Annotated in this window: 18 protein-coding genes; 13 read left to right on the forward strand and 5 right to left on the reverse strand. The window is 70.9% G+C overall.

The features are described from left to right. From ABZ795_RS03780 to ABZ795_RS03820, 9 genes are all read left to right on the forward strand, one after another. The gene (locus tag ABZ795_RS03780; protein WP_357528589.1) at positions 1-1,383 is read left to right on the forward strand and encodes an FAD-binding oxidoreductase; all 1,383 of its coding nucleotides are present in this window, start codon (positions 1-3) and stop codon (positions 1,381-1,383) included. 52 nt (positions 1,384-1,435) lie between these two features. Beyond that, complete coding sequence (locus tag ABZ795_RS03785) at positions 1,436-2,779, forward strand: class I SAM-dependent methyltransferase (RefSeq protein WP_357528591.1); 1,344 nt, start codon at positions 1,436-1,438, stop codon at positions 2,777-2,779. Between the two features lie 168 nt (positions 2,780-2,947). Further along, positions 2,948-3,505, forward strand: coding sequence for a helix-turn-helix domain-containing protein (locus tag ABZ795_RS03790; RefSeq protein WP_327022559.1), 558 nt, complete (start codon positions 2,948-2,950; stop codon positions 3,503-3,505). Further along, positions 3,498-4,337: an SRPBCC domain-containing protein gene (locus tag ABZ795_RS03795; protein ID WP_357528593.1), complete on the forward strand. Its 840-nt coding sequence runs from the start codon at positions 3,498-3,500 to the stop codon at positions 4,335-4,337. The genes ABZ795_RS03790 and ABZ795_RS03795 overlap by 8 nt, the downstream gene beginning before the upstream one ends. Positions 4,338-4,710: 373 nt before the next feature. Continuing rightward, entirely contained in the window at positions 4,711-5,892 is a 1,182-nt protein-coding gene (locus ABZ795_RS03800) for a hypothetical protein (RefSeq protein ID WP_357528595.1), read from the forward strand. Further along, positions 5,889-7,397 carry a hypothetical protein gene (locus ABZ795_RS03805; protein ID WP_357528597.1) on the forward strand — a complete coding sequence of 503 codons (1,509 nt, stop codon included), beginning with the start codon at positions 5,889-5,891 and terminating at the stop codon, positions 7,395-7,397. The genes ABZ795_RS03800 and ABZ795_RS03805 overlap by 4 nt, the downstream gene beginning before the upstream one ends. 214 nt (positions 7,398-7,611) lie before the next feature. Continuing rightward, positions 7,612-9,777 carry an EAL domain-containing protein gene (locus ABZ795_RS03810; protein WP_357528599.1) on the forward strand — a complete coding sequence of 722 codons (2,166 nt, stop codon included), beginning with the start codon at positions 7,612-7,614 and terminating at the stop codon, positions 9,775-9,777. Between the two features lie 37 nt (positions 9,778-9,814). Further along, complete coding sequence (locus ABZ795_RS03815; protein ID WP_357528601.1) at positions 9,815-10,573, forward strand: MerR family transcriptional regulator; 759 nt, start codon at positions 9,815-9,817, stop codon at positions 10,571-10,573. 55 nt (positions 10,574-10,628) lie between these two features. After that, complete coding sequence (locus tag ABZ795_RS03820; RefSeq protein WP_327022553.1) at positions 10,629-10,955, forward strand: antibiotic biosynthesis monooxygenase family protein; 327 nt, start codon at positions 10,629-10,631, stop codon at positions 10,953-10,955. Positions 10,956-10,981: 26 nt separating this feature from the next. On the opposite strand, the gene ABZ795_RS03825 is transcribed toward ABZ795_RS03820, so the two are convergent. Continuing rightward, complete coding sequence (locus ABZ795_RS03825) at positions 10,982-11,236, reverse strand: hypothetical protein (RefSeq protein ID WP_357528604.1); 255 nt, start codon at positions 11,234-11,236, stop codon at positions 10,982-10,984. A gap of 220 nt (positions 11,237-11,456) precedes the next feature. Between ABZ795_RS03825 and ABZ795_RS03830 the strand changes: the two genes are divergently transcribed. From ABZ795_RS03830 to ABZ795_RS03840, 3 genes are all read left to right on the forward strand, one after another. Further along, positions 11,457-12,560, forward strand: coding sequence for a hypothetical protein (locus ABZ795_RS03830; RefSeq protein WP_357528606.1), 1,104 nt, complete (start codon positions 11,457-11,459; stop codon positions 12,558-12,560). A 73-nt stretch (positions 12,561-12,633) separates the two neighbouring features. After that, positions 12,634-13,908 carry an RNA polymerase sigma factor gene (locus tag ABZ795_RS03835; protein ID WP_357528608.1) on the forward strand — a complete coding sequence of 425 codons (1,275 nt, stop codon included), beginning with the start codon at positions 12,634-12,636 and terminating at the stop codon, positions 13,906-13,908. Between the two features lie 119 nt (positions 13,909-14,027). Then, complete coding sequence (locus tag ABZ795_RS03840; protein ID WP_327022549.1) at positions 14,028-14,408, forward strand: YciI family protein; 381 nt, start codon at positions 14,028-14,030, stop codon at positions 14,406-14,408. 40 nt (positions 14,409-14,448) lie between these two features. Here ABZ795_RS03840 and ABZ795_RS03845 read toward each other — a convergent pair whose 3' ends face one another. After that, positions 14,449-14,892, reverse strand: coding sequence for a MarR family transcriptional regulator (locus ABZ795_RS03845; protein WP_357528610.1), 444 nt, complete (start codon positions 14,890-14,892; stop codon positions 14,449-14,451). A gap of 69 nt (positions 14,893-14,961) precedes the next feature. Between ABZ795_RS03845 and ABZ795_RS03850 the strand changes: the two genes are divergently transcribed. Continuing rightward, a complete protein-coding gene (locus ABZ795_RS03850; RefSeq protein ID WP_357529007.1) occupies positions 14,962-16,173 on the forward strand; it encodes a multidrug effflux MFS transporter in 1,212 nt (403 codons plus the stop codon). 60 nt (positions 16,174-16,233) lie between these two features. Here the strand turns inward: ABZ795_RS03850 and ABZ795_RS03855 are convergent, their stop codons facing one another. The 3 genes from ABZ795_RS03855 to ABZ795_RS03865 form a co-directional block, all read right to left on the reverse strand. Further along, a complete protein-coding gene (locus ABZ795_RS03855) occupies positions 16,234-16,965 on the reverse strand; it encodes a DivIVA domain-containing protein (protein ID WP_357528612.1) in 732 nt (243 codons plus the stop codon). Positions 16,966-17,016: 51 nt separating this feature from the next. Then, on the reverse strand, positions 17,017-17,370 hold the full coding sequence (locus tag ABZ795_RS03860; protein ID WP_357528614.1) for a nitroreductase/quinone reductase family protein: 354 nt from the start codon (positions 17,368-17,370) through the stop codon (positions 17,017-17,019). A 151-nt stretch (positions 17,371-17,521) separates the two neighbouring features. Then, a complete protein-coding gene (locus ABZ795_RS03865; protein WP_357528615.1) occupies positions 17,522-19,741 on the reverse strand; it encodes a choice-of-anchor J domain-containing protein in 2,220 nt (739 codons plus the stop codon). Positions 19,742-19,908 lie beyond the last annotated feature (167 nt).

Genomic DNA, 19,908 nt, shown 5'->3' on the forward strand with positions numbered 1-19,908 from the left:
ATGCGCGCTGTGCGTGATCACGACCGGGCGGTGGCCCAGCTGCGGCGGTCGTATTATGCGGTGCCACCGGGTCAACCGGTTCGGCTGGCCAAGCGCACCTCCAACCTGTTCCGTCCGCGTAACGCACCCCGCTCCACCGGGTTGGACGTCAGTGGGCTGGACGGGGTCCTGGGCGTCGACCCGGTCGCCCGCACCGCCGAGGTGCAGGGCATGTGCACCTACGAACGGCTGGTCGAGGCGACCCTGGCGTACGGGCTGATGCCCTTGGTGGTGCCCCAGTTGCGCACCATCACCCTGGGTGGGGCGGTGACCGGGCTGGGCATCGAGTCGACCTCCTTCCGCAACGGCCTGCCGCACGAGTCCGTCATCGAGCTGGACGTGCTGACCGGTGCCGGGGAGGTGATCAGTGCCCGGCCTGAGGGGGAGCACGCCGACCTGTTCGCGGCCTTCCCCAACTCGCTGGGCAGCCTCGGCTACGCCACCCGACTGCGCATCGAGCTCCAGCCGGTCCGCCGCTTCGTCGCCCTGCGCAATGTGCGCTTCACCGACCTGGCCGAGCTGACCGACGCGATCGGCCAGATCACGGCCGACCGCAGTTGGGAAGGGCAGCCGGTGGACGCCCTGGACGGGGTGATGTTCAGCCCCGAGGAGGCGTACCTGGTGCTGGGCACCTTCACCGACGAGGTGCCGGCGGTGTCCGACTACACCGGGCAGGAGATCTACTACCGCTCGTTGCGGCGACGCCGGGACGATGCGTTGACCACCCACGACTACCTGTGGCGCTGGGACACGGACTGGTTCTGGTGCTCGGCCGCCTTCGGGGTGCAGCATCCGGTGGTACGACGGCTGTGGCCGGCGCGGTGGCGGCGCAGCGACGTCTACCACCGCATCGTGCGCCTGGAGCACCGGCATCAGGTGGCCGCCCGGATCGACCGCTGGCGCGGCCAGCCGGCCCGGGAGCGGGTGGTGCAGGACGTGGAGATTCCGCTGGAGCGTACGGCGGAATTCCTGCACTGGTTCGCCGACCGGGTGCGGATGACCCCGGTGTGGTTGTGCCCGCTGCGGCTGCGTGAGCCGACGGGCGCCGGATCGGCCCGGTCCTGGCCCCTGTATCCACTACGGCCGGCGCAGGACTACGTCAACATCGGGTTCTGGGGAACTGTGCCGATCGCCGAGGGCGCCGCCGACGGCGACGTCAACCGGGAGATCGAGCGCGCGGTGTCGGAGGTGGGCGGGCACAAGTCGCTCTACTCCGACGCGTACTACGACCGGGATGCGTTCGACCGGCTCTACGGCGGCGACACATGGCGTGCCGTGCGGGACCGGTACGACCCGGAGCATCGCCTCACCGGACTGTACGAAAAGGCGGTAGCACGAGCATGAGCGAGCGAATCATCAGGCTCGGCGTGGATGCGGCGCGGAACGGAGTGCCGGCATGAGCCTGACGGACCGAGACCAGGGAACAGCCGGCGCCGCCGCCACCCCGCCGCCGGGGTCCGGGCGGCGCGGACCGACCGTGGCGGACGTCGTCCGGGCGGTCACCGCAGGACCCCTGCCGGTGCGGGTCACCGGCTACGACGGCAGCGCCATCGGGCCCACCGATTCCGGCATCACCCTGTCGATCCGCACCGAGCGAGGGCTGTCGTACCTGCTCACCGCCCCGGGTGACCTGGGCATGGCGCGGGCGTACGTCAGCGGGGATCTGGCCCTGGAGGGGGTGCACCCGGGCGATCCCTACGAGGCGTTGCGGGTGTTCAAGGACGAGTTGCGGCTGCGCCCACCGGCCCTGGCCGAGGGGCTGGCCCTGGTACGCGAGCTGGGCTGGGAGCGCCTGCTGCCGCCGCCGCCCCCGCCGCAGGAGGCGGTGCCGCGCTGGAAGCGGGTGATGAGTGGGCTGCGGCATTCGCGCCTGCGCGACAGCAGCGCCATCTCCCACCACTACGACGTGTCCAACGCCTTCTACGAGAAGGTGTTGGGACCCTCGATGACCTACACCTGCGCGGTGTACCGCAGCCCGGACGACACCCTGGAGCAGGCCCAGGCCAGCAAGTACGACCTGGTGGCGGGCAAGCTGGCGCTGCGCCCGGGGATGCGGCTGCTGGATGTGGGCTGCGGGTGGGGCGGCATGGTCCGGCACGCGGCCCGGGAGTACGGGGTCAAGGCCCTGGGGGTGACGTTGTCCCGGGCGCAGGCCCAGTGGGCCCAGGCCGCGATCGAGCGGGAGGGCTTGACCGGGCTGGCCGAGGTGCGGCACCTGGACTACCGGGACGCCCCACCCGAGCAGTTCGACGCGGTCTCCTCGATTGGCCTGACCGAGCACATCGGGGTCCGCAACTACCCGGTGTACTTCGGTGCCCTGGCCGACCGGCTGCGGCCGGAGGGGCGTCTGCTCAACCACTGCATCACCCGGGCGGACAACCGGGCGCCGCACCGCTCCGGGGCCTTCATCGACCGGTACGTCTTCCCGGACGGCGAGTTGGCCGGCCCGGGTCGGCTGATCAGCGAGATCCACGATGTCGGGCTGGAGGTGCACCATGAGGAGAACCTGCGCCAGCACTATGCCCTGACCCTGGCGGCCTGGTGCCGCAACCTGGTCGAGCACTGGGATTTCTGCGTCGGCGAGGTGGGCACCGGCACGGCCCGGGTGTGGGGGCTCTACATGGCCGGTTCGCGGTTGGCCTTCGAACGCAACGGCATCCAACTGCACCAGGTCGTGGCGACCCGCAACGGCCCCGACGGGGTGAACGGCTACCCGCTGCGCCCGGACTGGCTGGCCTGACCCGTTGACCCACTGACCTTCTGACCCACTGATCTCCTGACCCACTGATCTCCTGACCCACTGATCTCCTGACCTCCTGATCGACGAAGGCCGCGTCGGAATCGCCCGGCGCGGCCTTCGTCGAATCGATTGACAAACAGATTTTGTACGTACAAGCTGATTTTTGCTATGAGAGACGTCCTGTACCTGGAGCAGATCGAGCAGGCCGAGACCCTGCTCAAGCCGCAGCGTGTCGAGGTGCTGCGGCAGTTGGCCGAGCCGCGCACCTGCACCGAGGTGGCCGCCCGACTGGAGCAGACCCCGCAGCGGGTCTACTACCACGTCAAGCAGCTGGTCGGGGCCGGGCTGGTGGAGCAGGTCGACCAGCGCAAGGTCCGCGGCATCACCGAGGGCATCTACCAGGCCGCCGCCCGGTCGTACTGGCTCTCGCCCCGGGTGGTGGGGCGGATCGGGCTGCGTCGCACCCGCGACGAGTTGAGCCTGGGCTACCTGCTGGACCTGATGGAAGAGGTCCAGGCCGACGTCGCCGCCCTCGACCGCAGCGCACCCGAACTGCCCTCGATCGGCGTCTCCGGGGAGATCCGGGTGCCGGCCGAGCGCCGGCAGGAATTCCTGCACGACCTCCAGTCCGCGTTACAGGAGTTGTTCACCCGCTACGGCGGCGCCGAAGGCGACGCCTTCAAACTCGCCGTGGCCTGCTACCCGAAGGAGACCGACCGTGACTGAACCGATGACCTTCGCCGTACGCCTGACCGCACCGATCGCGCGGGTACACCAAGCCCTGACCGATCCGGCCGAGTTGCGGATCTGGCTGGCCGAGCATGTTGAGGTCGACCTGCCCAAGCGGTACGAGTTCTGGGGCCGCTACACCCCCGAGGGCGACGCCCCGCACCAGCGACTGCTGCACGTCGACGACGAGCGGCTGCGCTTCGCCTGGTTACTCGACGGGGAGGAGACCACCACCGAGATCACCCTGAGTCCGGACGGGCCGGACGCCACCGTGCTGCACCTGTCGCAGACCCACTACGACTTCAACGACGTCGTCAACGGCACCAGCATCCGGGGGGTGCTCCTGACCTACTGGGCCCTGGCGACCGCCAACCTGGGCGCCCACCTGGAAGGCAGCCCACTGCTGCCGAAGACGGACTTCACCAGCGCCGATTTCCGCGCCGAAATGGTCATCAACGCCCCGGCCGACAAGGTCTGGGAGTCGCTGACCGACTCGGAGCAGGTGACCGCCTGGTTCGGCTACCCGATCGGCATCGAGCCCTGGGTCGGTGGCCGGTACGCCATGGGCGGCCTCGAGCACGGCGACGCCGCCAAGATCGTCGACCTGGAGCCGGGCCGGCGGATGTCCGTCGACTGGGGAGAGCCCGGCGTGACGACCTTTGAACTGGCCGAGTCCGACGGCAAGACCCGGCTCACCTTCGTGCAGAGCGGCTTCGACGAGCAGAACCCTCCGTACGCCGCCTGGTCCGGCTCCGTCTCCGGCCTAGCCGAACTACGCCGCTTCCACGAGATCCCCAACTGGCAACCCATCTGGCTCCCCACCCCCTAACCCGCTCTCTCCCCCCACCCCACCCCCCACCCCACCCTCCCGCGCCGATTCGCCCCGTTGATCATGAGGTTGACGGCAGTCGTTGATCTCCGCACTGCCATCAACCTCATGATCAACGGGGTGTTTCGGGCGTGAGCGTGTATCGGCGACCGAAAGTGCAAGATCTGCGGGGTGAGGGCGGGGGGTGGGGCGCGGGGGAGGGGTGGCGGGGAGGGTGGGGATTGACAACTGCGGTGATGTCAGCAGTCTTTGGCGCTCTATGAACCCGGCACGACACCAGTCGGTCAGACCGGGACCGTCCCACCGCAAGGCGGGACTACCGATCATGCGCTCACCAAAACGCACTGAGAGGTAACGGCTAGGGTGGCGTGTCGTGACGAGCAGCGAGCAGCGGTTGGCGGCGATTCGGGGTGGATTGCCGCCGCGGCGGCACAACGCCCGGACGATCGCGGCGTTGACCGGTAACCCGGGTTGCAACCGCCGGGCGATCCTGGACGGGGCTGGGGTGGACAAGCCGTCGCTGGCCGAGCGGATTGGCTTTCCCGCCCGGTTCGGCCAATCCCGGTTCGCCATCACCCGAGGTAACGCGTTCGAGGCGCAGGTGAAGGCCGACGGGGGTGCCGAACTGCTGCGCCTGGTGGCCGAGCGGCTCGGGGTCGCGGTGCCGGCGGTGGCGAGCTGGATCGATCTCGGTGCCGGCGAGGAGGTGGCCGATCGGGCGCAGCGCTCCGCCGCCCTGCTCACCGCAGCCGTGACACCGCAGGTGCACGAGCCGGAAGTGCCGGTCCCGGGCCAGGCGCAGGGCATCGACCCGGCATCGACGCCCGGCCAGGCGGACCCGGACCAGGCCCAGGCTGCGGCGTTGTTCGATCATCCGTTGTTGGGGTTGGAGGTCGCCGGGCGGCGGGTGCATCTGGAACCGGACCTGGTGGCCGCGCGGCTGGGCGGCCGGTTCCACGTGGTCGAGATCAAGTCTTTCCCGGTCGTCGACGGGCAGGCCGACGGGGCCAAGCTGGCCGCCGCGGCGATCCAGTCGGCGGTGTACGTGCTGGCCCTGCGGGAGCTGCTCGCCGCGCGGGGGCACGATCCGCAGCTGGTGTCGCACGAGGTGGTGCTGATCTGCCCGCGCGACTTCACCAACCAGCCGGTGGCCCACCTGCTGGACGTCCGCAAGCAACTGCTGGTGGTACGCCGACAACTGGACCGGATGGATCAGCTCGACGAGTTGCTGGCTGCCGTACCCGCCGATTTCACCGCCGATCCGGCCGCTGACCCGGCGGCCCTGGTAGCGGCGCTGTCCCAGGTGCCGGCCCGCTACGCCCCGGATTGCCTGGCCGCCTGCGAGTTGGCGTACTTCTGTCGGCACGAGGCGCGTGGGCAGACCGGGGCGCTGGGCCGTCCGGTCCGCGAGGCCCTCGGTGGCATCGACCGGGTGGAGGAGGTTCTGGCGCTGGCCGCCGGTGACCCGGTGGCCGATCCCCAGCGGGCCGAGGCCGCGACCCTGCTCCGCACCGCCGCCCGCCTGCGCACCGAAGCCCTCGGTGGGGCGGCATGAGTAGCTTGCGGGCGTTGGCGGCGGCGCAGGCGGTGGCCGCCGGGGTGGCCCAGCCGGTCGCCACCGTCCGGCACCTGCATCTGTCGCGACGGCCCCTGGTGTTGGTGCCCCTGGCCATGGCGGGGGAGGCGAACGCCCCGCTGGCGGCGATGGTCGGCGCGGCACCGGGTGAGGGGCGGCTGCTGATCGTGCCGCAGCCGCGTAACCGGGATCAGCGGTTCGCCTTCGTGGCCGAGTTGGCGGCCACCGTACTGCCCTATGTGGACTCTCATCGGGGCGCCAACGAGGCGGTGTCGGTCGACCGGGGACGGGAGGTGCGGTACCGCTACCTGGACGCACCCCAGGTGCTGGTGCCGAATCCGGCCGGGGTTACCTTCCTGCGGCTGCTGGGTCGGGCCACCCGGTTCCGGCGGGTCGACGGGGAGTATCCGGTGCCGCCGCAGGTGCCCTTGCTGGGGCGGTGGCTGACCTTCTTCGCCGAGCGGGCCGAGCATCCGGGCTCGGCGACCCTGGTGGCGATGACCCAGGCGTTGAGTCTGCACTGGGCTACCGGGCAGAGCGCGGTGGAGGACCTGCACCTGCCGGCCCTGCTGGGCTGGATCGCCCCGCCGGCCGGGATGACCGGTGCCGAGGCGGCGGCGTACGCCGAGGACCCGGTCCGGTGTCCGCCCGCCGGTCCGGCCACCGACCCGGGTTTCGACAACGAGCGGCTGGCCCCGGCCATCGAGGCGTACGCGGCCGCCGAGGCGGACGAGGCGGCCCGGGGTGAGGCGTACGCGGAGCTGGAGAAGTTGCTGCGCGACCAGTTGACGCCCACCTGGGAGCTGATGTGGCGCGGGGTGGGGTTGTTGCGGGCGCTGCCGCTCGGCGCCCGGGTGCCCGCCCGGTGGGAGGGTGACCGGGACGCCTTCACCGCCTACACCGAGCATGTCGACGCCGACGGTGCACCCCAGCCGCGCCGCGACGGTGCGGTGGCGGCAGCCGCCCGGCTGCATCGGCTGGAACGGGCCGCAGCCCGGTACGCGGTGCAGCGCGCCTACGACGATCCGCTGGTGATGGCCGAGTACCGGTTGACCGGGGAGGCCTTCGTCGGGGAGGTGGTGTTGGCCGATCCGGGGCGGATCGACGACAGTGGTCGACGGCCGGTGTTGCGTCCTCGGATCCAGGTGGTCACCACCGATCCGGTGCTGGTAGGGGCCGGTGCGGCGCTGTCCAGCCCCACCCGGCCGGGGCAGAAGGCGCGGGTGGTCTTCGTGACTCCGGGGGCCGAGGGCAGGACCGAGGTGGTGTTGGAGCTCTCCGGCGGGATGGGGCGCGGGCTGACCGCCACCCCGGGCAGTGTGCCGGAGGTGGGGGAGCGGCTCTGCTACACCACCCTCAGTGAGGCGTACGTGCCGGCCGGGACCTTCCCGGCGTTGGAGGAGACCCCCTGGACCCACGGGGGTCCCCCCGGCCCGGCCGGGGAAGGGGACCATCTGCCGCGCCCCGAGGAGGCGTGGAGGTAGGCCCCGGAGGCAGGTGATCGTCGCCCAGCGTGTCCTCCCGCTCACTGCTGACGGTGATCAATTGATCGGAGGGGCCGTCGGGTTGCGGACTCCGACCGGCTGGATCTGGCGGCGCGGTCGTCGGCATGGCTAGTCTTTTCCGGATTTGCCAGGACCGGTCCTCGCCGTCGAGGGTGCGCGATCGAGAGAAAGCCGGAGCCACGACGTGTCGCGGATGGACATCGAGCAGGCACCTGCGGGGTCGGCCGGGCAGTCCCGGTCAGCCCGCGTCGGGGTGCTCGCCGCAGGCGCGGTCGTGGCCGTCGAGACCATCTGGTTGGCCCTGGCCCTGCCGGGTACGGCCCTGGTCAGTGACCTCGGTGCGCTCATCGTGGCCAGCTGGGCGGCACTGGCCTGTGTGGGGGCCGCCCGCCGGCATCCGCGGCCGTTGCGTCGGTTCTGGCTGCTGCTGGCCGCCACCATGCTGCTCTCGGTGGCCGGCCGGGCACTGTGGACCGTTCAACGGCTGGCCGGTCAGGAACTGCCGCACACCCTGCCGGTCGGGCTGATCTTCACGGCGAGTCTGCTGACCGGGACGGTAGCGGTGCTGTGTGCGCTGACCGCGCCGCGTACCTCCCCGGGGCGGGTGTTGGCCCTGCTCGACGGGCTGATCGTCGGGCTGGCGTTGATTCCGATCGGCTGGCTGCTGCTGTTCCGCAACGTGGCCCTGGTGGCCGATGCCATGTACGCGTCCTGGATGGCCGCCGGCACCTACCAGACCGGCACCCTGGTCGACGTGCTCTGGCCGCTGAGCTACCTGCTGATCGGGGCGGCCACCCTGCTTCCCGCCCCGCAGCGGTGTGATCAGGGCGAGGAGGCCAGCGAGGCGCCGCTGCCGCCGTGGTGGCGGGTGGCCCTGCCGTACCTGCCGGTGGGTGGGGTGATCGTGGCGGCCCTGCTGGCCCGGGACGTCTCCGGGCACAGCCCGCTGCCGGTCTTCCTGGCCCTGCTGGCCCTGCTGGCGGCCTTGGCGGTGCGACAGATCCTGGCGGCCAACGAGAACCTGCGTCTGGTGGGGCGGCTGCGGCAACTCGCCTATGTCGACCAGCTCACCGGGTTGCCGAACCGGTTGGCCTTCATCCGCCGGCTGCGGTCCGCCCTGGGTGGTGCCCAGCCGGTCGCCGTCCTGCTGCTCGACCTGGACGGCTTCAAGCAGGTCAACGACCGGTTCGGGCACACCACCGGGGACAACCTGCTGACCGGCCTGTCGAGCCGGATGCGGGGGGCGGTGGCCGACGACGGGCTGATCGCCCGGATCGGTGGGGACGAGTTCGCGGTGCTGGTCACCGGGCGCGCGGCCACCCCGGAGGGGTTGGCGGAACGGTTGTTGGCCTCCCTGCACCCCTCGGCCGGGGAGGAGGTGGTCGGGGTCCACCCCTCGGCCAGCATCGGCATCGCCGAGTACGGGCCGCAGCACGAGTCGTACACGGATCTGCTGCGTGACGCCGACATCGCGATGTACGCGGCCAAGGCGGCCGGCAAGTCGGCGTACCGGCGGTGCACCCCGGCCCTGCGGGAGTCCGCGGTCAGCCGGGCGGAGCTGATCGCCGACCTGCGGCGGGCGGTCGACGAGCAGCAGTTGCACCTGGAGTTCCAGCCGATCGTGGACCTGGCCACCGGCACGGTACGCAGCGCCGAGGCGTTGGTGCGGTGGCGTCATCCCCGGCTGGGCACCCTGAGCCCGGGGCGGTTCCTGCCGCTGGCCGAGGAGACCGGGCTGATCCTGCCGATCGACCGGTGGGTGATCCAGGAGGCGTGTCGGGCGGCGGCCACCTGGCAGGACCGGGTTCCGGCGGCCACCGTGGCGGTGAACATCGCGGCCTCCCACCTGCGCCGACCGGATCTCATCGCCACCGTCACCGAGGCCACCGCGGGGGCCGGACTGGCCCCGCGGGCCCTGACCCTGGAGCTGACCGAGTCGGCGTTGATCGAGGGCAGCGAGGCGGTGCTCGACCGGCTGAGTCAACTCCGTGAGCTGGGCATCCGGATCGCCATCGACGACTTCGGCACCGGCTACTCCTCGCTGAGCTACCTGCACCGGATCCCGGCCACCGAGTTGAAGATCGACAGGTCCTTCGTGGCCCGGCTCTCCGAGGACACCCGGGCGTACGCCACGGTGGAGATGGTCACCCGGTTGGCCGGGGCGTACGGCCTGGGGGTGGTGGCCGAGGGGGTGGAGACCGAGCGGCAGCACGACGCGGTGGCCGCGATCGGCTGCGTGCAGGGGCAGGGCTACCGGTACGGGCGGCCCGCCGCCCTGGACGAGTTGCGTACCGTCCTGGCCCGCTGCGGCCCCGCCCCCGTGGCCGATGTCGCAGAATCGGACTTGACCCTCACGTAACGGCAGGCGGGACCGTGGTTGCCGAAGGGAGGGAACCATGGCGTACACCGTGGGTCAGGTCGCCAAGCTCGCCGGGGTGACCGTGCGGGCCCTGCACCACTACGACCAGATCGGGTTGCTGTCGCCCAGCGGGCGCACCGCCGCCGGCTACCGCCGCTACAGCGAGGCGGACCTGGAGCGGCTGCAACTGGTCCGGTACTACCGCGAGCTGGGGTTCCCGCTGGAACAGATCGCCGAGATTCTCGCCGACCCGGCCGGTGACCGGGACGCGCATCTGCGCCGCCAGCACGAGCTGCTGACGGTACGGATCAAGCGGTTGCAGGAGATGGTCACGGCGATCGAGTTTGCGATGGAGGCGAGCAAGTTGAACATTCCACTGACCCCGCAGGAGCGTTTCGAGGTGTTCGGTGACTTCGAGCCGGAGGCGCACGCCGAGGAGGCGGAGCAGCGCTGGGGCGACACCGAGGCGTACCGGGAGTCGAATCGTCGGGTGTCCGGCTACGCCAAGGCGGACTGGCTGCGGATCAAGGAGGAGTCCGAGGACTGGGGGCGGCGGATCGTCGCGCTGATGGCCTCCGGGGCCCCGGCGGACAGCCCGGCGGCGATGGAGTTGGCCGAGGAGCACCGGCAGCACATCAGCCGATGGTTCTACGAGTGCTCGTACGAGATCCACACCGGGCTGGCCGACATGTATGTCGCCGACGAGCGGTTCCTGGCCCATTACGAGGCCATGGCGCCGGGGTTGGGGGCGTACCTGAACGAGGCGATCCACGCCAACGCGATCACCCGGGCGTGACCTGGGGGTGGCTGATCGCCGGTTCGAGGGCCGGGAGATGTCGGGGCGGGGGAGTATGACTGGCGTGGTCGATGTCCCGATCCGCGGAGGTCCGAAGGTGTTGATAGTCGCCGGCACGTTGTATGTCGATCCCGTCGAGCGGGACGACTACCTGGCCACCTGTGTCGAGATCGTCAAGCAGGCCAGGTCGGCGCCCGGCTGTGTGGATTTCGCCATCAGCGCCGATCTGGTGGAGCCGGGACGGATCAACGTCTACGAGCGGTGGGAGTCCGAGGAGCAACTGTTGGACTTCCGCGCTTCCGGCCCGGAACCGGAGCAGCAGGTCGCCATCGTCGGCGCCGAGGTGCACCGGTTCCGCATCATCGAGGTCGAGTCACCCTGACCCCTGCCGTCGGTCTGCGGCGGGGGTCACGGGGGACGCCGCCGGGTCAGTCGGGCCAGGAAGGCGGCCACCGCGGCGGGTTCCCCTTCGAGTTCGTGGGGGCGGGCGGGCCCGCACAGCGCCCGCAGCAGGGCGGCTAGCCGTCCGGCCCGGTTGAGGGCGTTCGGATCGCCGTCGAGGAGCAGGTCAGCGGTGTCCCGGTCGAGCCGGCGGGTCGGGATGCTCATCTCGTGGCGCCGTTCGTCATGCACCCGTCCGCCCTCGGCGACGGGTCCGTCCACTCGTTCGCTTGATTGGCGCTACCGCTGCTGGATGCGTCACACCCGGCCTTGTCCGAAGGCGGACAGGAGGAATTAAACCACCAACTCGTCCTTGTTAATCCCCCGATCGGGTAATTCGTCCCAGGTCAGCCGTGTCCATGGTGGTGACCTGCGCCGTTAATCACTGTGACACCCCCTCTGCTGGCCTGCGGTTGCCTACATGCGCGGCGAAGGAGTCGGCGTGGCGAGGACTGATTCGACGGGTTCGACCTGGCGGTACCGGTGGGCGCGCCGGCAGAACGAGCGCCGACGGCGGCTGTTCCGCAGCGCCGAGGGGGCCTGGCGGCGACGGGACGAGGAACTGCGCCGGCTGCGTACGCTGGCCGAACAGTGCCACGGTTCCGCCGCAGCGGGTGCCGGGCTGCCGCTGGAACTGGGCCCCGACGAGATCGTGCTCCGGGTGGTACCGGCGGCCCGCCTGGTGGAGGTACGGCACATCGCCGTGCTGCCCGCCCCGGAGTTGACCGTCGGAGAGGCGCCCCGGCGGATGCACCGCCGGCTGCCCGAGGGGGTACGAGCCACTGACGCCGGCATAGCGGTGATCACCAACCGGCGGCTGGTGCTGCTCGGTGGGCGCGGCCGGCGGGACTGGGCGTACGGGCGGATCACCGGCCTGGCCCACGACCCGCAGGCCCCGGTCACCCTGATCCAGGTGCTCGACCGGCGGCGTACCTCCGGGGTGTTGCTGCCCGCCGACGCGGCGGCCGAGTTCCGGTTCCTGCTGACCCTGGCCTTCGCCGACGCCATCGAGCAGCGCGAGGCGGTGATCGCCCAGCTCGACGAACTGATCGCCGAGCACGCCAAGGCCCGTCCGTGCCGACCGGGCATCGCCACCCCCGCCCAGGCCCGGCTCTCGGCCCTACTGCCGGGCGGTAGGCGGACCGTGGTGGTGGCGGTCGCCCTGGCCGTGCTGGTGCCGCTGGCCCTGGCCAACTCCGGCCCCTCGGGCCCGACCGGCCGGGAGCGGGCGGTGGCCGCCCCCCCGGCCCCGGCCGCCACCTCGAAGGCGCCCCGGCTCTCCGGCTCACCGCCGGCCCGCCGCGCCAGCCCCACCCCCCAGGGACGCTGCGGCGCCCCGGTCAACCCGATGGGGTACGACTTCTGCGCCGGTGAGCGGATCCGCAAGCCGGACCCCGAGGTGTGCGAGCACTTCGACTGTGTGCCCGGGTTCTGGCAGGGACGGGGTCACCTGGTGCAGTGCGCCAACGGCAAGATCAGCCTGGCCGGTGGCAGCCCCAAGGCGTGCGGCCTGCACGGCGGGGTCCGCCGTACCGTCTTCACCTGACCCAAGTTCGGCGAAACGGGCCTCCTTGCGGCGGATGGTTGCCCGGGGCTGACCGGTTTGGTCTGATGCGGTCATGGGAGTCACCGAGGTCAATCGGACCATCGACGCGGTGTGGCGGATCGAGTCCGCACGGGTGATCGCCGCCCTGGCCGGGTTGGTACGCGACATCTCCTGGGCCGAGGAGTTGGCCCAGGACGCGTTGGTAGCCGCCCTGGAACAGTGGCCGCGCGACGGCATACCGAACAATCCGGGTGCCTGGCTGACCGCGGTCGGCAAGCGGCGGGCCATCGACGGTCTGCGGCATCGGCAGGTACGCGATCGCAAGGTCGCCGAACTCGGCCGTGACCTCGGCGCGGAGACCTTCACCCCGGACTTCGACGCGGCCTTCGAGGAGACCATCGACGACGACCTGCTCCGGTTGATCTTCACCGCCTGCCATCCGGTGCTGACCCCCCAGGCCCGCGCCGCCCTGACCCTGCGGATGGTCGGCGGCCTGAAGACCGAGGAGATCGCCCGGGCCTTCCTGGTGCCGGAGTCCACCATGGCCCAGCGGATCACCCGGGCCAAGAAGACCCTGGCCGAGGCCAGGGTGCCCTTCGAGGTGCCCGGGGTGGCCGAACGCCCGCAGCGCCTGGCCAGCGTCCTGGAGGTCACCTATCTGATCTTCAACGAGGGGTACGCCGCGACCGCCGGGCAGGACTGGATGCGTCCGGCCCTCTGCGAGGACGCCCTGCGGCTGGCCCGGATGCTCCAGGCCCTGATGCCGGACGAACCGGAGGTGCACGGGCTGGCCGCCCTGCTGGAGATCCAGGCATCCCGGACCGGGGCGCGCACCGACGCAGCCGGGGAACCGGTGCTGTTGTTGGAGCAGGACCGCCGACGCTGGGACCGGCTGCTCATCCGCCGGGGCCTGGCGGCGCTGGAACGGGCCCGGGCGAGCGGGGACCAGCCTGGGCCGTACACCCTTCAGGCGGAGATCGTGGCCTGCCACGCCCGGGCGGGCACCCCCCAGGAGACCGACTGGGGACGGATCGCGGCGACCTACGCCGCGCTGGCACGGGTGGCACCCTCGCCGGTGGTGGAGCTGAACCGGGCGGTGGCGGTCTCCTTCGCGCAAGGGCCGGCCGCCGGCCTGGCCCTGGCCCGCACCCTGGTCGAGGACCCGGTGCTGGCCCGCTACCACCTGTTGCCGGCCGTGCTCGGTGACCTGTTGGCCAAGCTCGGCCGCTACGCGGAGGCCGCCGCGGAGTTCACCCGGGCGGCCGAGCTGACCGGCAATGCCCGGGAACAGCGGCTGCTGCGTGACCGGGCGGCGGACTGTGCCGCCGGAGGGCCGCCGAGGCGCTGAGAAAACTCCGGAAGAAATTCCGGTGGCGATGTCGAATCCCGGTCGGGCCGCCCGACGCGTCAGTGACAGCCCGCCTGACAGGCCCCACCGATCGACGAGAACCAGAAGAGGGACGACCGATGCGTTACATGATCATGCACAAGCTGGACGAGCAGACCCCCGAGCTGTGGCAGCCGGACGAGGCTTTCATCGCCCGGATGGGGGCCTTCATGGGGGAGGCCAACCAGGCCGGGGTCCTGCTCGCCGCTGAAGGGCTGCGGCCCAGCAGTGTGGACTCCGGCCGGATCACCGTCACCGGGGGCAAGGCGACCGTGACCGACGGACCGTTCACCGAGACCAAGGAACTGATCGCCGGGTTCGCCCTGCTCCAGGTGCGGGACAAGGCCGAGGCGATGCAGTGGGCTCAGCGGTTCACCGACATCTTCATCGCCGCCGGTGCCGAGGTCGAGGTGGATGTCCGCCGGGTCACCGAGTTCGAGGATCTGGCCCCGCCGGCCTGACCGCCGTCGCAGGGGACCGGCTCGGCCACCGAGCCGGTCCTCAGCGTTGCTCGGTTACCTGGTCGGCCAGTCGGGACAGCGCCGGTGCGGCGGCCAGCAGCCGCTCCCGGTCATCGGGGTCCAACTGCGCCAGGGCGTCGGCCAGCAGGTCGCTGCGGTGCCGGCTGTAGGCGGCCATCCGCTCCCGCGCCGCCTCGGTCAGGCCCAGCCGGACGGTACGCCGGTCGCCGGGATCCCGCTCCCGGCTCAGCAGCCCCGCCGAGGTCAGCCCACCGACCAGGGTGCTCACCGTGTTGGCGGCCGTGCCCAGGCGCTCGGCGGCCTCCCGGACACTGATCCCGGGCTGGCGCTGCACCAGGCGCAGCACCTCCACCTGCGCGTCCGGCAGCACCCGCCGACCGGTGCGCTGACTGGCCGTGCGGCGCAGCACCCGGTGCAGGTCACCCAGGGCCACGCCGAGTTCGGCGAGGGTCTCCTCCGTCACAGTGCGCCCCCGTCTCCGGCAAATGCCTCTGTAGGCAGAGCTATCGTAGCCGCCATGCCGCAGACCGTCATGCCCTCCGCCCCCGCGCCGGACCGAGTCGCCGTACCCACCGGCCGGGCCGCCATCGGGCTGCTGGTGCTGCTCGGCAGCCTCACCGCCATCGGGCCCCTGACGCTGGACACCTACCTGCCGGCCCTGCCCGAGATGACCCGCGACCTGTCCACCAGCCAGGCGACCATCCAACTCTCCCTGACCACCTGCCTGATCGGCATGGCCGTCGGTCAACTCGTCACCGGTCCCCTCAGCGACCGCTGGGGGCGGCGCCGACCGGTGCTGGTCGGGGTGGCCGCGTACACCCTGGTGTCGCTGCTGTGCACCCTCGCGCCGACCGCGGAGACCTTCGCCGCGGCCCGCTTCCTCCAGGGCTTCGCCGGCGGGATGGGCACGGTCGTGGCCCGCGCCATCGTCCGTGACCTCTACACCGGCCGCGCCGCCGCCAAGTACTTCTCCCGCCTCACCCTGATCTTCGGCCTGGCCCCGATGGCCGCCCCCGCCTTCGGTGGGCTGCTGCTCGGCCTCGGCAACTGGCGGATCATCTTCGTCGCCCTGACCATCATCGGGGTCCTGCTCGGCACGGTCGTCATCTGGCGGCTACCGGAGACCCTGCCGGTCACCCGGCGGAACGCCGGGGGCCTGGCCGCGATCGCCCGGGCCGCCCGCACCCTGCTCACCGACCGCATCTACCTGGGATACACCGTGACCCAGGGCCTGGCCTTCGCCGGACTCTTCGCCTACCTCTCCGGGTCCTCCTTCGTCCTCCAGGACGTCTTCGGCCTGTCCACCGGTGCCTACAGCCTGATCTTCGGCCTCAACGCCCTGGCCATGCTCGCCACCGGTCAACTCAACGCCCGACTGCTCGACCGGCGTAATCCCCGCCCACTGCTGATCACCGGTCTGAGTCTCGGCCTGCTGGCCGCCCTCGGTCTGCTGGCCGGAGTCCTGCTGGACTCCCGGCCGCTGGTCCTGGCCGCCCTCTTCCTCTTCCTGGGCTCGCTCGGCATGGTGATGCCCAACGGCACCGCCCTGGCCCTGGACCGGCACGGCAGCCACGCCGGCACCGCCGCCGCCCTGCTCGGCGGCATCCAGGCCGTGATCGCCGCCGCCGCCGCGCCGCTGGTCGGTCTGGGTGGGGAGGGCACCGCCCTGCCGATGGCCGTCGTGGTCCTCGGCGGCGCCGCCGGATCGCTGCTGATGGTGCTCACCCTGGCCCGCAGCCGCTGACCGCACCTGCCCGACTCAGCCGGCTAGCGGCCCCGGGCTGCGCCGGCACGCGGCCCGGGCTCAGTCCGCTCGTGGCCCCGGATCGGCGGCCAGGTCGGCCGACAGCCGGTCCAGATAGGCGTCGACCTCGGTGGTGTCGTATCCCCGCAGACTGACGGCCAGATCCGTGCGGGCCGACTCGATCTGCGCCCGGACCGCAGCACGTTGGGTCGGTATCCCGGAGGCGACCGCATCCAGGCCCCGCCCGACCAACTCGTCGATCTGCGCCTTGTCGTAGCCGCGCAGGGAGGTGGTGAACGACGGCGGCTCGGCGGTCGGCTGGCGGTGTCTGCGGCCGTCGACGAACCGGCCACCGCCGAAACGGGTCAGAGCAGCCGTGACCTCGTCGACCGGCTGCCGCACGGTGCCCAGGTCGAGCAGGAGCAGACCCTTGCGGCCGTCGACCGGGCTGGGATCGGTGAGCGGACGATCGAGGACACCCGCCGCCGGCACCAGCAGCAACCACGGCGACCAGCGGGGACCTGGCGGCCGGCACAGGACGATCGCGTCGATCTCGTGCCAGGCGAGCATCCGGCGAAGCCCGGGCACCCGTACGTCCAGCCCGTCGGCGTCGATCCGGAACCGGAACGGCCGGACCACGGCGACGACCAACAACCCCCCGCCGGCCACCACCAGCAGCCCGCCGCCGATCATCGCGAGCAGCTCGGACCCGGGGGTCAACAGCAACCACAGGCCGAGGAGGAGGTACCCGACCGCCATCACCAGCTGAGTCCGCTTGCGGGTCAGGTCCATCGCAACCCCCGATCATGAGCCGGCATCGACCCACAGCATCCCATCACGGCCTCAGCCCAGGGGGACCTGCACCGCCACGTCGTGCTTGGGGTAGAGGGAGTCGAACTCGTCCGGGCCGTACTTGTCGCGGAACATGGCCACGATGTCCGCGACCTGCCGGCTGTCCGTGATAGGGGTGGCGCTGGAACTCAACGAGGCACCGTCGACCGCCAGTTCGACCATCGGGGTCTGCTGGACGTTCTTGTACCACTGGGTGTCCGAGCCGGTCACCGGCACCAGGAAGACGTTGTCGTCGTGCTGCACGAACCACACCGGCCGGGGAATCTGCCGTCCGGTCCTGCGGCCGGTCACGGTCAGCTCGACCTCGCGTACCCCCGACAGTGCCTCACCGATCGCGTTGGTCATGGTGTCCTCCGGCAGCTTGCCCTGCGACGATGCCCTCGCCCGTCAGGGTAGGCAGCGTGGGAGGGGCGCGCCGCCGGTTCGGGCCCCGGTCCCCGGAACGGAAACGCCCGGCGCCGCAGGTCGCGGCACCGGGCGTTCCCTCTCGGCTGGATCAGCTCAGCGGGCCGCCGCCGGGCTGGACCACGTTGTTCACCGTCAGCTTGTACGGCGCGTACTGGGTGACCTGCTCGGTCGGGTCGTCGTAGGCGACGATCGCGACCACCTTCGGGAAGGCCAGCAGGGCCAGGGTCGGCACCGCACCGAGGGTGAAGCTCGACTTGCCGTTCACCTCGTGCTGGTAGGCGATCTTGTTCTTCTCGTCGAGACCGACGAACCGCACGTTCCAGTTCGCCACCGGGGTCGGGTAGATCTCCGAGGGCGAGTCGAACGGTGCCAGGCTCGACCCGTCGCTGACCAGGGTGCCGCCGACGGTGATGTCGTCGATCAGCACACCACCCTCGTTGACCCCACCGTCGCTGACGTACCGGAAGCTCAGCAGGATCTGCTGACCGGCGTACGCCGACAGGTCGAACGAGTGCGGCTCGAACCCGTCGGTGGTGCCGTTGAGCGCCGGACCCAGCGGACCGCTGACGGTCTTGTCCCCGGCGATCGGGGTGTACGACTTGCCGCCGTCGGTGGAGACGCTGACGTAGCCGTAGTCGTAGCCGATCTCCGCGCCGTACTTCGCCAGGAAGGTCAGGGTCGGGTCGGCGGCCGGCACGGTCACCGGGGTGACGGCGGCGGCGTCCGTGCTGTTGCCGTTGCCGGACCAGATCACCGGGTTACCCGGGCGATCCGGGTCATTGTTCACCGTCGTCCAGGCCAGCGGGATCGCCGGCAGGGTCTTAGCGCCCTGGAACTTGATCGAACGCAGATCCCCCCTACCCAACGGCTTGCCGTTGGCCTTGCGCAACTGCACATAGTCGGCACCGTTGGGAGCCGCCCCCGCAGTAGCGTACGAGGCCGGGTTGTCCAGGTTCACGGTGGCGTTCAGGCTGGCCGTGGTCACCCGCCGCTTGTCGACGCCGAGCATGATGCCCAGCTTCGAGTTGCCCACGATCCGGTCCACCAGGTTCATCGTCTGGTAGTCGTGCAGCACCTTGTACATGTCCTTGACGCCCTCGTCGGCCAGCGCCGCCTTCAGGCTGGCCAATCCCTGAAGGTCGCCGTCCTGGTGCAGCCGGGAGATGAAGTCCAGGCCGTAGCGGTCGTACAGGAAGAGGATCAAGGAGTACGCGTTGCCGTAGTCGGCCAGCACCCCGCTGCTGGTGCTGCCCTCGTTCCACAGATTGATCGAGTTCTCCGGGCCACCACAGTCCCGTGGGTTGGTGTTGTACGGCGTCTGGACCGTACCGAAGCCCTGGAAGCAGTAGATGTGGCTGTCCGTGCCGGGCTGGTCGATCCGGGCCCGGGCGTCCACATAGCCGGCGAGCGTCTGGGCGAAGTCCGCCAGCCCTTCGTTCAGCCAGACCGACTCGAAGGGGTCGGCGTGGTAGTGCGCCAGGTGCTGCCACTCGTGGATGAAGACGCCCTCGTAGAGGTTCGGCCGGGCCGGCCGGGAGGTGCACAGGTCGTCCGTGGGCTCGTCCGGCGGGTTCTCGCCGGTGCGGTGCGCCCAGTCGAAGGCGTCCACCGTCATGATGTTGCGGTCGAGCAGCTCGTCGAAGAGCGAGAAGTGGAACCCGGCGATGTAGCTGGGGGCGGCCGGGAAGTCATAGAAGTTGTCGTCCCGGACGTTGTCGATGAGGGTGACCGTACGGTTGCCGGCCCCGGTGAAGTCACCGGCCAACTGCGCGTTGCTGCCGTCGCGCTCCGGCGGGGTGCTGAAGGCCGCGATCGACTTCGGGTACATGTTCGTGTCGAACTCGCTGACCAGGCGGTTCACCTGGGCATCGGTGATCACCGTGGAGTTCGGGATCTGCCGACGGCAGTCGCCCTCCGGGAACTCGGTGTCGTTGGCGACCCACACCTCGATGTTGTCGCCCACCCCACGCAGGGTGTACGGCTTGAGGTACATGACACCCTGGTAGTCGTCGAGGGCCAACCAGTTGCGTACGGTCCCGACCGGCGGGGTCTCGGCCGCGGCCTGCGTCCGGCGAGACTGGGCCGGCGGCTGGTACTGGGTCGGCACCTCCACCGGCTTGCCGTTGAAGGTGAAGTCCTTGCGGGTCAGCTCGCGGATGTCACTGACGAGCCCGCCGGTGTCGGCGGCGGCGCTGGGCGCCGGCTGCGGGCCGGGAGCGGCCGACGCGGTCGCCGGTGCGGCGACGACAGAGAGAAACGGTAGGACAATGGCGCTTGCTGCTATCCCCGCAAAGCGGCGACGTGCCATGGAACCTCCTCATCGATGGAAGATCCAACCGATCCCTACGCTGGGTCGCGAACGGGATCAGTTGATCTACGTACGCTGATTGAGCGTCTTCGTGACCTCAACACAAGGAGATCGATCAGGCAAGGGGCTCCCGTCCCGGCACCGTCGGCTTTGACGACGGAAAAAAC

The organism is Micromonospora sp. NPDC047134, from assembly GCF_040643455.1.
Classification (GTDB): Bacteria; Actinomycetota; Actinomycetes; order Mycobacteriales; family Micromonosporaceae; genus Micromonospora.

Coding starts and splice junctions, on each gene's coding strand:
- ABZ795_RS03835 (WP_357528608.1), top strand. CDS start 12,634: ATGGGAGTCACCGAGGTCAATCGGACCATCGACGCGGTGTGGCGGATC.
- ABZ795_RS03840 (WP_327022549.1), top strand. CDS start 14,028: ATGCGTTACATGATCATGCACAAGCTGGACGAGCAGACCCCCGAGCTG.
- ABZ795_RS03790 (WP_327022559.1), top strand. CDS start 2,948: ATGAGAGACGTCCTGTACCTGGAGCAGATCGAGCAGGCCGAGACCCTG.
- ABZ795_RS03865 (WP_357528615.1), bottom strand. CDS start 19,741: ATGGCACGTCGCCGCTTTGCGGGGATAGCAGCAAGCGCCATTGTCCTA.
- ABZ795_RS03815 (WP_357528601.1), top strand. CDS start 9,815: ATGGCGTACACCGTGGGTCAGGTCGCCAAGCTCGCCGGGGTGACCGTG.
- ABZ795_RS03860 (WP_357528614.1), bottom strand. CDS start 17,370: ATGACCAACGCGATCGGTGAGGCACTGTCGGGGGTACGCGAGGTCGAG.
- ABZ795_RS03780 (WP_357528589.1), top strand. CDS start 1: ATGCGCGCTGTGCGTGATCACGACCGGGCGGTGGCCCAGCTGCGGCGG.
- ABZ795_RS03805 (WP_357528597.1), top strand. CDS start 5,889: ATGAGTAGCTTGCGGGCGTTGGCGGCGGCGCAGGCGGTGGCCGCCGGG.
- ABZ795_RS03855 (WP_357528612.1), bottom strand. CDS start 16,965: ATGGACCTGACCCGCAAGCGGACTCAGCTGGTGATGGCGGTCGGGTAC.
- ABZ795_RS03785 (WP_357528591.1), top strand. CDS start 1,436: ATGAGCCTGACGGACCGAGACCAGGGAACAGCCGGCGCCGCCGCCACC.
- ABZ795_RS03850 (WP_357529007.1), top strand. CDS start 14,962: ATGCCCTCCGCCCCCGCGCCGGACCGAGTCGCCGTACCCACCGGCCGG.
- ABZ795_RS03820 (WP_327022553.1), top strand. CDS start 10,629: ATGACTGGCGTGGTCGATGTCCCGATCCGCGGAGGTCCGAAGGTGTTG.
- ABZ795_RS03810 (WP_357528599.1), top strand. CDS start 7,612: ATGGACATCGAGCAGGCACCTGCGGGGTCGGCCGGGCAGTCCCGGTCA.